This window comes from Methyloceanibacter sp. (assembly GCF_049590335.1).
In the GTDB taxonomy this organism is placed as follows: domain Bacteria; phylum Pseudomonadota; class Alphaproteobacteria; order Rhizobiales; family Methyloligellaceae; genus Methyloceanibacter.
Map to the genome: position 1 here is coordinate 25,239 of NZ_JBAWCQ010000038.1, position 14,478 is coordinate 39,716.

Here is a 14,478-nt window from a genome sequence, read left to right on the forward strand (position 1 = left end):
GTAGAATTACAGGGCCTACTTTAGCACTTGGTTAATCAAGGCGTGGCTCGGGTAGCAGGTCAAGGGCAGCTCCCGCGCCTTCTCCTCCTTGCCGATGCTCTGCCGGGTCTTGAAACCGACCAGCCCGTCGACCTTCCCAACGTCATGCCCCTGGGAAACAAGCACTTTTTGGAACTTTAAAACGCGATCCCGGGTAAAGCGCTCCACCGGATGCCAGGTGCCGACAAATTGTACCGGGGTGTTATACGCGATCATATCGGCCACGTGGCCGACGAAAATCGCATAGACATCCGAGTTGTTATAGAGCTTCAGCACCGAGAAATTGGTGGTGGCCAGGAAGGCCGGCCCCTTCATCCCGGCCGGGAGCACGAGAAAAGTCCAATCTCCCAGCCGGTCTTCCGGAAATGGGCGTCCCTTGACGCGTTGAACCCCGAGATCGATCCACTCCTTGATCGGCAGCGCCTGATCGGGGCCTTGCAGCGTACAGTCGAATTTCTTCGGCAGCGTCACTTCATAGGCCCAGGGCTGTTTGCCATCCCAGCCCTGGCTGCGGAGCGAATTTCCGGCACTGGCTAGGGCGTCGGGCACCGAACGCCAAATATCCCGCCGCCCATCACCGTCGAAATCCACCGCGTAGTCTTCGAAATCACCCGGCAGGAACTGGGTATGCCCCATCGCACCTGCCCAGGAGCTCTTCATCATCTTACGGGTTGCATGGCCAAATTCGACGATCTTAAGCGCGCCGATCAAATGCGGCCGGAACTCATTCGCGCGCCGCCCCATGAAAGCCTGGGTCGCGATCGCGGTGACGGCATCGTGCGGCAGCGCCGCCCGACCGTACCCGGTCTCGCGGCCCCAAATGGCAAGGACGATACTGGCCGGAACCCCATACTGCTCTTCGATAGCCTTGAGCGTGGGGGCAAGCTGCCGGTATTTGGCACGGCCGCTATTGGCGAGCGCGTTCAGGCTGCGTGCTTTGAAGTAGTTCTGCGGCACGCCGAACTCGGCCTGCGGCTTCGGCTTGGGCTTCATGGCGGCAGGCAAAGCCGGACCCCCTGGATAGGCCGGGTCCGGCGGCACCAATTGCGGCAGCGACCAGTCGAGCTTGAGACCCTTAAGCTGGGCATCGAAAGTCGCGCGGGAGACCCCGGCCGCTTCCGCCTCCGGCCATAAGCCGTCCAGCCACTGCGCGAAACTGGCTTCGACAGCCTCCTTGTAATCGGAGGTGGGGCTGGCCGCGCCCGCGCCCGGCACTGCGGCCAGCGCAAGGGCGAATCCAAACGCGAACGCCAAACGCGAACGCATGAACGAAGTGGCCACCATGGACGGTCCTTCAAGCCTCCAAACGAATCTTCTTGCCAACTGTGGCGAGCCTCTTTGGCCTTGAAAAGGCGAGTTTGGCGCGAAAACGGCGAACGGCGCGTCCCTAGGCGGTGCCGCGCCCGCTCTTGAGGTGCCGTTCCCAGGCCAGCGCGTGCCCGACGATCGTATCGAGGTCGTTGAGCCGCGGCTCCCAGCCAAGGACCTCGCGAATCCGCCCCGCTCCTGCAACCAAGTCCGGCGGGTCGCCCGGGCGGCGATCCACAGTGCGGACAGAAAAGTCGAAGCCCGAAACGCGTTTCACCGCGTCCACGACTTCCAAAACCGAGAAGCCCCTGCCGTAGCCGCAATTCAGCACCGTGCTCTCACCGCCGCCGCGCAGGTAACGCAACGCGTCGAGATGGGCCCGAACCAGATCGGTGACATGGATGTAGTCGCGCACACAGGTCCCATCCGGAGTCTGATAATCCGTTCCGAACACATCGAGCCCGGGCCTCGAGCCCACAGCCGCTTCCGACGCAACCTTGATCAGATGGGTGGCGCGTGGCGTGGATTGCCCCGTTCTCCCCTCTGGATCGGCCCCGGCAACGTTGAAATAGCGCAAGGCCACGTAGCGCAAGGGATGCGCCCGCGCCGTATCGGCAAGCATCGTCTCGGTCATGAGTTTCGAACTGCCATAGGGCGAGATAGGCCGAAGCTGCGCGTCCTCCCCGATCGGCGTGTATTCCGGTTCGCCGTAAACGGCTGCCGTGGACGAGAAGATAAAATGAGGCATCCCGGCATCGACCGCGCAGGCCAAGAGGTTTCGCGAGTTGCAGGTGTTGTTGCCATAATAGCCCAGCGGGTCCGTGATCGACTCGGGCACGATGATCGACCCCGCGAAATGCAGGATCGCGTCGATGGGATGCTCGCGGAGGATCCGGCTGACCAGCGCGCGGTCGCCCACATCGCCCTCGATGAACCTAGCCGCGTCCGGGACCGCCGAACGAAAACCGGTCGACAGATTGTCGAGGACCACAACGTCTTCACCGGCACCGTGAAGCTCCAGCACCAGATGGCTGCCGATATAGCCCGCACCGCCTGTGACAAGCACACTCATGTGTTTCGACCCCTGAAAAACCGCGATTCACGCGCTCTATTATGTGCTATCGCAAGGAGGTCTTGGGGACTTCCAAGCGCCCAAATTTTGGTATGTCTAGCGGCGATATTCCTGCCCCTGATTCGTCTCTGGGTCCAGCCTATAGCTTCGAGAGAGGACTTTATGCCCGCTCCCATTCGCAAAGCCGTGTTTCCTGTCGCCGGGCTTGGGACACGTTTTCTTCCCGCGACCAAGGCCATGCCGAAAGAAATGCTGACGGTCGTGGATCGCCCGTTGATCCAGCACGTGGTGGACGAGGCCCGCGAAGCCGGTATCGAGCACTTCGTTTTTGTGACGGGGCGCAACAAGGGCACGATCGAGGACCATTTCGACAGATTGCCGGAAGTAGAGGACACGCTCGCCGAGCGAGGCAAAACAGCCGAACTCGAGACACTCGCCGCATGCCTTCCGGAAGCGGGCGCCGCGAGCTTCGTCCGCCAGCAAGCACCCTTGGGGTTGGGCCACGCGGTTTGGTGCGCCCGGGAAATCGTCGGCGACGAGCCCTTTGCCGTGATTTTGCCGGACGTCCTCGTGCAAGCGCCCGGCAAGGGCTGCCTCGCGCAGATGCTAGACGTCTACAATGCTCATGGCGGCAATATCCTGGCGGTCGAGCCCGTTCCGCAAGACCAGACGAAGAACTACGGTGTGGTGGCGATCGGCGAAGCCGAAGGCAATGTTTTTCCCGTCACCGGCATGGTGGAGAAGCCCGCGCCCGGCACCGCACCATCGAACCTGACCATTCTCGGCCGTTACATCCTGCAGCCCGAAGTTTTCGACCTCTTATCCGCGCAAGAGGAAGGCTCGGGCGGCGAGATTCAGCTGACGGACTCCATGCTGACGCTGATGCAGACGCAGCCCTTCTATGCGGTGGAGTATGAAGGCCGCGCCTTTGACTGCGGTTCGAAGCCCGGCTTTCTCGCCGCCAATGTCGCTTACGCCCTTGAACGGCCGGACTTGCGCGACGCCGTGGTCGCCGAGATCAAGAAACTGCTCTGACCGGAGGGAGATTGCGTCTAATTGCGGATGCGCATACCAATCCGAACCTCGTTCTCCGTGTACTCGCTGAACCGATTCGTCGACATAAAGTCCGTATGTTCGTATCGGGTGTATACGGACATATTCGGATTGAAGAAATATTCGAACGTGAGCCCTTCGCGCATTCGGTCATCGACCAGCGGATTATCCACATAGTCCGCAGTCTCATAGCTGAGATAACCGCCTACCACGAGATACCGCCAGAACGCGTGCTGCAAGGAGAGCCGGTAGCTTCGAGAAACAGCGCCAAGGGAATCTACCGTGTTAGCCGTGTCGATGGAGGAGCTGGCGATGAACTCGACAAGTGTCATCGGTGACGGCATCCAAACAATGTCTGCGTTGAACAAGACGCCTTCGATGGGCGCGGTATCGTCGGCAATCGAGTTTTGCTCGCCCCATCCGACGCTTATGTCACCGTAGAAGGCGTCACTGAACGCGAATGTCGTCCCCGCGAGGATCGCAAAGCCGCTCGGGTCGCGCGTAAGGCCTGAGAACGTGACCGGCTGCTCGTACACGCCCTCAGCTCTTTCCCCTTCGATATATAGCCCCAAGTCAGGGTTGAACTCATAGATGCCGCGTATGGTCAGTTCGTTCTCGCGATAATCGCGGACATCTTCTTGCGGGATTTCCCGCCCCACCACAGCGTCCACGATCGCTAGCTGCACGCCCGTCAAGTCCTCGTAGTCGAAGGTGGAAATGCTGCCCTCCACCTCGACCGTGAGCCGGTTGAAATTGTGCGTAGCCGTGGCCGAGATCTGCTCCTCCTGCACAGTAGTGCGAAAACCGGCGGTGTTCGTAATGTTGGTGGCGTTCCGGCCATCTTGGGTCTGCGCTTTTCCGAGCTCGAGCTCCAAATTGGTACGCGCGCCTACATCGAGCCGGCCGCGCAGAAAGGCTGCGTAGATCTTGTCGTCCTCGACCGAGAACGTGTTGAACCAGCTCCGGTCGGCAGTGAATTCCGCCTCGAATGCGTGCCGCGCCCAATCCGACTCCAAACGAACTTCCGGCGCGAACTCGAAGGCATAGTCCGTGCTCCCGATAGGTGTGCCCAGCAGGTTGTCGGTGAAGATCCCGCCGAGTTCGGCCTCGGCGAAGATGAGGAAATTCCCGATACGCGTCCCGAGCGGTATAAACGGATCGAGCTGGCGGGTGCGAAGCCCCAGCGGATCCTCCGCAGGATCGACATCCAGAATATCATTCCGAAGCGGCGTCAGAAGCGGCCTACCAAAGGGATTTTCCACGCCCGGGGGCTGCGCCCTGCCCTGGTCGATCCCAAAGCCGGGAACGGACTCCTCCGCGACGACCGCGCCCCGCAGGCCGGGATCCACGGTCGAAGGCCTCATCTCAGGGGGCTCGTCAGTCGTGGCGCTCTGCGTTGTCTGGGATGTTCCGGTGTCGTCGCCGATACCGCCGAGCGGGTCCGAGACCACCGGCTGGTTGGCAAGATCGTTTGGCAAGCCGCCCTGGCCCGAGCCGTCCTGAGCCGAACCGCCTCCAGCGGCATCGTCCACGATGCCGCCTCTCAGCTGGATTCCGCGCTGGCGTCTTGGCGGCGATGTGGCTCCGGCGCCGATGGGACCGCTTGGGCTCGTTGCACCCGCGCCCGTAGTACTTGGCCGCCGGGGTCGAGCCGATGCTCCCGCGCGAGCCGGGTACGTCCTGCGCCACGGCCGGTGCGCTGGACGTATGGCGACGCGGCAAGGACGCACCTCGATTAAACCTGGGCTTGCGCGAAGCCCCCCCGACAGCGAGAGTTCCGCACCGGGACCCGTTGACCTTAAGAGCCTAGGGGAGACAGGGTTAACGAGGCGTTTATCGGCGTCCCGAAATGATCTTGGCTCGACCTTTCAATGCCTTATTCCATGTTAGAATTGCGCGCCGAAGAGGGGGAATACCAGCCTATGTCCGCCAGTTTGAAACGGGATTTATCGAGAGCCGAAGACCATAGCGAGGCCGTCGCCTCGGCCACGAGGACATTGCAGCTCGAGGCCGAGGGTCTGAGCGCCTTGCAGGAAGCCCTTGCGGCGGATCTTTCGGAGAGCTTCGCCGCCGCGCTCGGCATCCTTCGCGGCTGCCGCGGCCGCGTGATCGTGACCGGCATGGGAAAGAGCGGCCATGTGGGCGTGAAGGTTTCCGCCACGCTGGCCTCCACCGGAACGCCCGCCTATTTCGTTCATCCGAGCGAGGCGAGCCATGGCGACCTCGGCATGATCACGCCCGACGATGCGATCCTGGCGTTCTCCTGGTCGGGAGAGACGGTCGAGCTCGAAAACATTCTGTACTATTCACGGCGGTTCGCCGTACCGCTCGTCGCGGTGACTTCGAATCGGCACTCCACGCTCGCAAAGGCCGCGGAAGTCGTTTTGGCGCTGCCCCGCTCCAAGGAGGCCTGCCCGCACGGGCTCGCCCCCACGACCTCGACCATGATGCAATTGGCCCTCGGAGACTCTATCGCCATCGCACTCCTGGAAAGCAAGGGCTTCACCGCGCTCGATTTCGGTGTGCTGCATCCCGGTGGTCAGCTTGGCGCCCGGCTAAAATTCGTGGACGATCTCATGCATAGTGAAACAGCCCTTCCTCTCACCGGCGCCGACACGGTGATGTCCGAAGCGATTGTGGTGATGACGGAAAAGGCCCTTGGCTGCCTTGGTGTCGTCGATGCTGACGGGGTCCTACAAGGGATCATTACCGACGGCGACTTGCGCCGGAATATGGGCAATGGTCTTCTCGACCGCCGCGCGGCCGAGATCATGACGCCCGCGCCGAAGACTGTGACGCGCGGCATCATGGCGAGCGCGGCGCTTGAGATCATCAACGCCCGGGCGATCACAGCCCTCTTTGTCGTGGAAGAGGGACGGCCTGTTGGCCTTGTCCATATTCACGATTTGCTGCGTGCCGGCGTGGCCTAGGCGGCGATCGCTTCTTTGGCTTTCGCTTTATCGTCCGTCCCGACATCGGCTTTGCGCGACCTTGAAAACGGCTTGCCGGCATCCGACATAGCACCAGTAACCGGATCAACATCCGCAACCGCGCGGGCCACTTCCGCATAGTGATAGTGCGTCGCCACCTTCAACGCGTATATGAAGAGAATATGCGGCTCGCGCCAGCGTTCCTTCACAATCCGCGCCAGCTGCTTGCGGTAGCGATCGCGAAGTTGGGATTCCTTCACCAGGGACAACAGACGCGAACTCACGACCCCGAAACGCACGTAATTGAGGAATGCACGCTTCGCCCAGGCCATTCGCCAGATCGACCAGTAGGGCAGCTCATGCAGCGTGAACTTAAAGTTCTGATCGAAAAATTGCGCGTCTAACCGCTCGAAATAAGAATCGACCTCATAGCATTCTTGCATCGTCTGGATAAAACCATTCCTTAGCTCCGCAGACGACATGCCAAGCGGAATAACATTCGTGCCGTATTGGTCGTGATCTTTCTCGTTATTCAGACGACCCGCTTCCCTAAGCCGCTTGTAGAGCGGGGTCGTGGGGATCGCGTGCAAAAGACCCACCAGCGCCGTCGAAATGCGCGCGCGCGTCAGGAACTCAGGAACGGCTTTGAATATGGTAGGATCGTCGTGATCGAAGCCGACAATCATACCGCACCACACATCGATCCCATGATCTTGGATGCGATGCACGCGCTCGATGAGAGAGCCCGCGTTCGGCCGCACGTTTTGAAGCTTCTTCGTCTCCCGCAGCGACTCTTCGTTCGGCGTCTCGATTCCGATAAAAACGTTCTGGAAGTTTGCGAGCCCCATGAGTTCCATGAGCTCCTCGTCCTCGGCAAGGTCGAGCGAGGCTTCCGTAAAGAGCGTCAGCGGATAGGCGCGCTCCTGCTGCCACTTCACAATCTCCCGCAAGACTTCCTTGATCGCCTTCTTATTGCCGATGAGGTTGTCGTCCACCACGAACACCATCTTAAAGCCAGCCTTTAGGAAGTCCTCCAGCTCGGCGACGACCTGTTCGCTCGTCTTGAGGCGCGGGCGCCTGCCAAACGTAACGATTATATCGCAGAACTCGCAGGTGAACGGACAGCCGCGTGAAATCTGCATGCTGCCGAACATGTAACGCTCTATCTTCAAAAGATCCGTCCGCGGCACCGGTAACGTCGTAACGTCGGTCTTTTCCGGCTGCTCATAGTAGGATTTGTGCTCGCCTTTTTCCCAGGCGGCCAAAAACTCGGGCCAGGTCTCGTCCGCTTCACCTTTGAAGAGTACGTCGGCCAGCCCTTCGAGCGCCTCCGGTTCGACCGTAGCCATTGGGCCGCCGACGACCGTCATAACGCCGCGGGCACGGACTTCCTCGAGAATCTCGATGAGCCGGCGCCCTTGAATATTCATGCCTGTGACGCACACCATATCGGCCCGCGCTAGGCGATCGAAGTCGATGTCCTCGACATTCTCGTCGACAAGGGTCACGTCATGATGGTCTGGCACAAGGGCTGCCAAGAGGCCTAAGCAGGCGACCGGCAGATTCGCCTGCTTTCCGAACAGGGGCATGCAATGCTCAAGCCCCCAAAAAGAGATGTCGAAACGCGGATTGACGATGACAATATCGGCCATGAGATCCTTCTGGTACGGGCGATTCTATTCAAATTGCTATCAGACTAGTAGGACGGGGAAACAACATCTACCCCCGCAAACCAACCGAGGCGTGGCGACCTTACCCGATTTTTGAGCAGGACGCTGGCCCAAATCGAGGCAGAGATTAATGCCAGAGAGTATGGTCGATCTTCTGGTTGTCGGCGGGGGAATCCACGGGGCGGCAATTGCCCGGGATGCCGTGGGCCGGGGTCTGAAAGTCGTGCTGGCCGAGCGCGACGACTATGCCAGCCTTACGTCCTCGGCCTCATCCAAATTGGCCCATGGAGGCTTGCGCTACCTCGAACACATGGAGTTCAAACTTGTGCGCGAGTCCCTGTCCGAACGCGCGGGTTTGTTGAAAACGGCACCGCATCTCGTCTCGCCTCTAAAGTTCCTCCTGCCGATTTTCGATTGGCAGGATCGCAGCGCCTGGTTCGTCCATACGGGGCTCGCGCTCTACGATCTCCTGTCGCTCGGCGATGGGATGCCCGCGAGCGGCCGCCTCCCGCAAGACGAAGTCGATGCCCTGCCCCGCCTGCGTCAGGATCATCTCAAAGCGGTGCTGCACTACCACGACGCCCATGCCGATGATGCGCGGCTGACGCTGAGCGGGGCTCTGGATGCGCGCGCGCGCGGCGCCGACATTGCCAACCGCCGCGCGGTGACGGCGATCGTGTCCCGCGAAAACGGCTACACCGTCACGATTTCCGAGCGGGGTCAGACCAAAGAGATCGACACCCGCTTCGTGGTCAACACGGCGGGGCCGTTTGTCGGCGACGTGGATGCCATGATTCCGCAAGGCCCCTCGCCGAAAGATATCCGGCTCGTACGGGGTAGCCACATCGTGCTGCCCATGCCGGAGCCCGCCGAGCTGTGTGCCTATACGCTCCAGGACGAGGGCGAACGCATCATCTTCGTCATTCCTTGGCTTGACGGGCACTTTCTCATGATCGGTACCACCGATGTGCCTCAAGGCGGCGACCCCAACCGGGCCGTCTGCTCGCCGGAGGAGAAAGCTTATCTCCTCGCTTCCTACAATCGCTATTTCGCGCGGGCCGGCGGGCCGGCGACCGAGAGTGACATTGTCTATGACTGGGCGGGCTTGCGGACCCTGCATGGCAGCGCGAGCGCATCCCCAAGCCGCCTGAGCCGTGAGGTCACCATAGATACTAAAACCCAAGGCCAGGGCGGGTTCGTGTCGCTGGTTGGCGGCAAGCTGACCACCCACCGGACGACGGCCGAGCAAGTGCTCGACCACCTCCAGACGCTCGGCCTCGGAATGGGCCCGAGCTGGACGAAGGGCGTTCCCACCTATGGGGGCACGCTGGATCGCGAGGCCTTGCTTAGCCGCGTGAAGGAAGGACCGGCATCGGTTTCGCCGCGAACGCGGCGGCACTGGGCCTTCACCTATGGCGACAAGATCGACGATCTCTACGCGCGGATCGAAAAAGAGCCGGCGCTCGCCAAGGAAATTGTGCCCGGCGTGCCACGTGCGGAGTTGGAACACGCTGCATCGGTCGAGGACGCGAGGACCGGCGAGGACTTTCTCCTACGCCGCACCAAGCTTCGTTTGTTCCTGGATCAAGCAGCGCGCGAGACGGTCGAAGACTGGTTCGCCAAGATCTAGGAGAACGCCTAGAAAAAGGCCTGAGACACGGCTCGCACAGCTTCGGGGGACGAATGGCGGACTTCATGGTCGAAAAGGGCAAGCGCTACAAAGCCACGATTACGCTCGGGCTACTGCAAAGCGTGGCCTCGAACGAGATGGTCGCCGACAAACTGCGTGAAGCGGGCTTCGCTGATGTGAGCGTCACCGGGTCGGGCCGGACGCGGACCGCCACAGGCCTTTGGGCGTGCGAGACCATTTCGGGAACGATACCCAACGAGATTTCCGACATCGCCCTGATAGCTTGAGGGAGCCGGGCTTAAGCGTCGGGGATCACAGGCTCGACCTTCAGCACGGTCCCGTCGGCGCCGACGACCTTGACCTGTGCCCCCTTGGGTAGTGCCGGCCCCTCGACAGGCCAGATCGTATCGCCGGCGTGCACGCTGCCGCGGCCATTCTCGATCGGGTCCGCCAGCGCGAATGTCCGACCGATAAATTGCGCCGTGCGCTGATTGAGGAGCGGCGCATCGCTTTCCATGGGATTTTTCCGTAAGTAGCGGTTAACCAGAATCACGGTGACGAGGGACAGACCGCCAAACCAGATCAACTGCCACTGCCAGGCCACGTCGTATCGCAACGCAATGACACCCGTCAGAAGCGCGGCGAATCCGAACCACATGAAGAAGACCCCGGGCGCCAGCATCTCGAGAACGAGCAGGAAAGCCGCCAGGATCAGCCAAATCCAAGGACCAAGAGTGAGGAGTGTCTCCATCATTGTGGCTTGTCCCTAAACTTTCGGCACCGACCCGCGGCCCCGCCTGGGACGCGAGGTGCCTTGGTCCGTTGCCGAAGACAACGAATCGCCCCCGAAGGCTTCGCGCGCGATCTCCGAGATGCCGGCTATGGAACCGATGACGGACGACGACTCAAGCGGCATAAGCAGGACCTTCTGGTTGTCGGCCTCGGCCAGCGCCTTCAGCGCGCCCACATAATTGTTGGCGATAAAGTAGTTGATGGCCTGCACGCTGCCGGAGGCGATAGCCTCGCTCACCATCGCGGTGGCCCGCGCTTCCGCCTCGGCCTCGCGTTCCCGCGCCTCCGCATCGCGATAGGCTGCCTCGCGCCGGCCCTCGGCTGCCAGAATTTGTGCCTGCTTCTCGCCTTCAGCCGACAGTATTGCCGCCTGGCGTTCGCCTTCGGCGGTGAGAACGGCCGCTCGCTTGTCGCGCTCGGCCTTCATCTGCCGAGCCATGGCGTCGACCAGATCGCGCGGCGGCTCAATATCCTTGATTTCGATACGCGTGACCTTCACGCCCCAGGCGTGCGTTGCCTCGTCGACCACGGTCAACAGGCGATGATTGATCTCGTCGCGCTCGGACAGGAGCTTGTCTAGATCCATCGACCCCATAACCGTGCGGATATTCGTCATGGTGAGGTTGAGAATGGCTCTTTCGAGATTTGTGACCTCGTAGCTCGCCCGTGGTGCATCCAAGACCTGAAAGAAGCCCACGCCATCTACCCGCACCATCGCGTTGTCGCGGGTGATCACCTCCTGGCTCGGCACGTTGATCACCTGCTCCATCATGTTGAGCTTGCGGCCGATACGGTCGATGAAGGGGATGATGAGGGTCAGACCAGGCGTCAGCGTGCGAGTGTACCGCCCGAAGCGCTCGACGGTGTAGTTGAAGCCTTGCGGAACAATCTTGACGGCCGCGACGACCGTTACGACGAAAAGGACGAGCAGAGCAATAACGAAAATATCGAAGCCGAACATCCAGCACCTCCCCAGAGCACGCTGGCGCCGCCAGACCATCACGATCTCAGCGTGACCAGCGGACGGCGCCTCTACGATTGATTACACCATAGATGGGGAGAGCGGGTCCGGTTTTAAGGGACCCGGCGGCGCAATTACTGGGCGATATATTGCATGATGTCCTGCGCCGCCGCCGAGGCCGCCGCTTCCGCCGCAGGCCCCCAGCGCCGGTTGAGCGATCCTTTGGGGATCACATTAGTCTGGGTCACGTTGCCGAGCCGCAGGCCTTCCGGACCGAACACCGTCCAATCGATCCGGATCGTCTCTTCGCCGCGTCCCGCAGGAAACAGGCGCACCATGCCTTGTATTTCATATGCCTGCGCAGCGGGCGTTCCCGTAACGGTAAAGCCGCGATCCAGTAACTGGTTCGACAGGGCGTTCTCGAGCGCCTCTTTCCCATCTCCAGGCGCACCGGCTACGTCGATATAGGCCCAACGCTCGGCGGCCACCGACACCGACACACCCAATGCTGCAACGCTCACAAACACCGCAAGCGCAACCCTCAAACAACCAGAACGAAACACCGACCCGCAACCCTCTTCTAGCCGACCCAGCCCTTCAACTCGCGCTCGATGAGATGAAGCAAGACGCGAATACCGCCCTCAGAGTCGTTCAAGCAAGGGATAAAGCTAAACGCCTCGCCGCCATGCTCGAGAAAGATCTCCCGAGCCTCGCCATTGATCTCTTCCAGCGTCTCCACGCAATCGGCGGCGAAGCCCGGCGTGAGAACGGCCATGCGTTTGACGCCATCCCGCGCAAGCGCTTCGACCGTCTTGTCCGTATAGGGCTGCAGCCACTCCGCCTTACCGAAGCGGGACTGGAACGTCGTCTTCAACTTACTGCCCAGCGGCCCAAGCGCGGCTCGCAGCGCATCGCTCGTGTCCATGCACTGGCACTGATAGGGGTCGCCCTTCGTCACATATGCCTTGGGAAGACCGTGATAGGAGGCGAGGATCACCTCGGGCTCGAAATCGAGTGTCTTAAGATGCGCGCGTATGGAATCCGCGAGCGCCTCGATAAAGACGGGGTCGGCCGGATAAGGCGGCACCGTGCGTAGCGTCGGCTGCCAGCGCATCGATTTGAGCTTGTCGAAGACCGTATCGTTGACCGTCGCCGTGGTCGCGGCCGCATATTGCGGATAAAGCGGAAACACGAGCAGTCTGTCGCAGCCCTGCTCGACCAGCGCCTGCACCCGGCCGGTGATAGTCGGATTGCCGTATCGCATGGCCCAATCCACGATCACCTCTTCACGGTGGCCAAGCCCGTCTGCGATCTTCTCGGCTTGGGAGCGCGTGATGGTCCGGAGCGGAGACTCGTCCAGCTCCTCGTTCCAGATCGAACGATAAGCTTCGCCGCTCTTGGAGGGGCGAGTGGTCAGCACGATCCCGTTGAGGATGGGCCACCAGATGAGCCGGTTGACCTCGATCACTCGGCGATCGGATAGGAACTCCTTGAGATAGCGCCGCATCGACCAGTAATCGGTGTCGTCCGGCGTACCCAGATTGACCAATAACACGCCGATCTTGCCGAAGGGTTGCGACCGGCAATCGTACGGTTCGGTAAAGGCTTTCGCTGGAGGGCTCTGGTTCATCGGCGCACTCCCTGGTTCTGACCTCTCAAGGGTTGCCCGTAAATAGAATATTGCACCGGCCGCGCCTAGTCTTGAGAGATTGCCGCCAGAAATTTTTCCGCATCGCCGAGAATCTGGGCGTGATCGAAGGCAAGCTGCTCGCCCCGCCAATTCTCGATCCACTCCGCCGCGGCGGCATCATCGCCGGCGACGGGGTCTGCGGGCGCGATCAATTGGGCGAGAAAAGCCGCACTGGCCGTGTGCCCTCTGGGGTCTCGGGCGGGGTCGGAGTACATACCGACGAGGTAGAGATCGCCGACGGACAGCCCCGTCTCTTCGCGCAATTCCCGGCGGCAACCGTCCTCGACGGTCTCTCCCACATCCACAAATCCGCCGGGCAGCGCGTACTCCCCTTTGAAGGGCTCATGCCCCCGGCGAATGAGGAGAACGCGTCCCTTCGGGTCGAAGACGACGCAGTCGACCGTGAGCGCTGGCGTTGAAGGAAATCCCATCGGATCGACCTAAGCGGGAGCGATGGGCAGCCAAAAGGGACCGGCTGCCCACGGCAGAACCGCTAATCCTTCGGCTGCGACACGATCCGAAGATATGGTCGCAGGGTCTCCCAGCCATCCGGATGGATCGTCTTGGCTTCGTCGTCCGAGACGGAGGGCACGATGATCACATCGTCGCCCTGCGTCCAATTGACCGGCGTCGCCACGCGATGTTTGGCCGTGAGCTGCATGGAATCGATGACCCGCAACACCTCGTCGAAATTGCGCCCCGTAGTCATCGGATAGACCAAGATAAGCTTGATCTTCTTGTCGGGCCCGATCACGAAAACGTTCCGCACGGTCTGATTGTCCATGGCCGTGCGGCCCTCGGACGTGTTCCCGGCGCCGGCCGGCAACATGCCGTAGAGCTTGGAAACAGAGAGATCGGTATCGCCGATCATGGGATAGGTCGGCTCCGAACCCTGCGTGTCGGCGATGTCGGCCTTCCACTTTTCATGGGATTCGACGGAGTCGACGCTCAGTCCGATGATCTTGACGCCCCGCTTATCGAACTCCGGCTTGATCTTGGCCATGTAGCCAAGCTCGGTGGTGCAGACCGGCGTGAAGTCCTTGGGGTGCGAGAAGATCACCGCCCAAGAATCGCCGAGCCAATCGTAAAACCGAATGCGGCCGTCCGTCGTGTCGGCCTCGAAGTCCGGGGCGGTATCGCCGAGTTGAAGCGTCATCACTGTCCTCCATGGATCACATCAGGAATGGTCGGCCGGGCTGCCCGGAGCCTAATTTGGGAACGCCGAGCTTACGCCGCAACCGCGATTTGAATGCGACAATTGGACTTGCGGTCGTGCGGACCCGTCAGAAAGGCCGAACAGGCCCAAGCGAGGCAAGGAATAGCAGGAGCCCGA

General features: G+C 61.2%; 14 protein-coding genes. 4 read left to right on the top strand and 10 right to left on the bottom strand.

What is annotated here, in order from left to right:
* Positions 1–15: 15 nt before the first annotated feature.
* Together WBQ77_RS02645 and galE are read right to left on the bottom strand one after the other, a co-directional pair.
* Positions 16–1,323, bottom strand: coding sequence for a lytic murein transglycosylase (locus tag WBQ77_RS02645; protein WP_424058797.1), 1,308 nt, complete (start codon positions 1,321–1,323; stop codon positions 16–18).
* Between the two features lie 103 nt (positions 1,324–1,426).
* A complete protein-coding gene (galE, locus tag WBQ77_RS02650) occupies positions 1,427–2,419 on the bottom strand; it encodes a UDP-glucose 4-epimerase GalE (RefSeq protein ID WP_424044101.1) in 993 nt (330 codons plus the stop codon).
* Between the two features lie 162 nt (positions 2,420–2,581).
* Between galE and galU the strand changes: the two genes are divergently transcribed.
* Positions 2,582–3,454, top strand: coding sequence for a UTP--glucose-1-phosphate uridylyltransferase GalU (galU, locus tag WBQ77_RS02655; RefSeq protein ID WP_424058799.1), 873 nt, complete (start codon positions 2,582–2,584; stop codon positions 3,452–3,454).
* Positions 3,455–3,471: 17 nt separating this feature from the next.
* Here galU and WBQ77_RS02660 read toward each other — a convergent pair whose 3' ends face one another.
* On the bottom strand, positions 3,472–5,004 hold the full coding sequence (locus WBQ77_RS02660; RefSeq protein WP_424058801.1) for an outer membrane beta-barrel protein: 1,533 nt from the start codon (positions 5,002–5,004) through the stop codon (positions 3,472–3,474).
* A gap of 390 nt (positions 5,005–5,394) precedes the next feature.
* Here WBQ77_RS02660 and WBQ77_RS02665 point away from each other — a divergent pair, with 390 nt between their 5' ends.
* Positions 5,395–6,402 (top strand): KpsF/GutQ family sugar-phosphate isomerase, encoded by a 1,008-nt coding sequence (locus tag WBQ77_RS02665; RefSeq protein WP_424044105.1) that lies wholly within the window; start codon positions 5,395–5,397, stop codon positions 6,400–6,402.
* Here the strand turns inward: WBQ77_RS02665 and WBQ77_RS02670 are convergent.
* Positions 6,399–8,054, bottom strand: coding sequence for a radical SAM protein (locus WBQ77_RS02670; RefSeq protein ID WP_424058803.1), 1,656 nt, complete (start codon positions 8,052–8,054; stop codon positions 6,399–6,401). The genes WBQ77_RS02665 and WBQ77_RS02670 overlap by 4 nt on opposite strands.
* A 148-nt stretch (positions 8,055–8,202) precedes the next feature.
* Here WBQ77_RS02670 and glpD point away from each other — a divergent pair, with 148 nt between their 5' ends.
* Positions 8,203–9,702, top strand: coding sequence for a glycerol-3-phosphate dehydrogenase (gene glpD / locus WBQ77_RS02675; protein ID WP_424058805.1), 1,500 nt, complete (start codon positions 8,203–8,205; stop codon positions 9,700–9,702).
* A 53-nt stretch (positions 9,703–9,755) separates the two neighbouring features.
* Entirely contained in the window at positions 9,756–9,989 is a 234-nt protein-coding gene (locus WBQ77_RS02680) for a hypothetical protein (protein ID WP_424044108.1), read from the top strand.
* A gap of 11 nt (positions 9,990–10,000) precedes the next feature.
* Here WBQ77_RS02680 and WBQ77_RS02685 read toward each other — a convergent pair whose 3' ends face one another.
* From WBQ77_RS02685 to WBQ77_RS02710, 6 genes are all read right to left on the bottom strand, one after another.
* Complete coding sequence (locus WBQ77_RS02685; protein WP_424058807.1) at positions 10,001–10,456, bottom strand: NfeD family protein; 456 nt, start codon at positions 10,454–10,456, stop codon at positions 10,001–10,003.
* A 12-nt stretch (positions 10,457–10,468) separates the two neighbouring features.
* Positions 10,469–11,455 (bottom strand): SPFH domain-containing protein, encoded by a 987-nt coding sequence (locus tag WBQ77_RS02690; RefSeq protein WP_424044112.1) that lies wholly within the window; start codon positions 11,453–11,455, stop codon positions 10,469–10,471.
* A 134-nt stretch (positions 11,456–11,589) separates the two neighbouring features.
* Positions 11,590–11,976, bottom strand: coding sequence for a hypothetical protein (locus tag WBQ77_RS02695; protein WP_424044113.1), 387 nt, complete (start codon positions 11,974–11,976; stop codon positions 11,590–11,592).
* 59 nt (positions 11,977–12,035) lie between these two features.
* On the bottom strand, positions 12,036–13,085 hold the full coding sequence (gene hemH, locus WBQ77_RS02700; RefSeq protein ID WP_424058810.1) for a ferrochelatase: 1,050 nt from the start codon (positions 13,083–13,085) through the stop codon (positions 12,036–12,038).
* 65 nt (positions 13,086–13,150) lie between these two features.
* Positions 13,151–13,576, bottom strand: coding sequence for an NUDIX domain-containing protein (locus WBQ77_RS02705; RefSeq protein ID WP_424044117.1), 426 nt, complete (start codon positions 13,574–13,576; stop codon positions 13,151–13,153).
* A gap of 62 nt (positions 13,577–13,638) precedes the next feature.
* Positions 13,639–14,301, bottom strand: coding sequence for a peroxiredoxin (locus tag WBQ77_RS02710; RefSeq protein ID WP_424044119.1), 663 nt, complete (start codon positions 14,299–14,301; stop codon positions 13,639–13,641).
* Between the last annotated feature and the right edge of the window lie 177 nt (positions 14,302–14,478).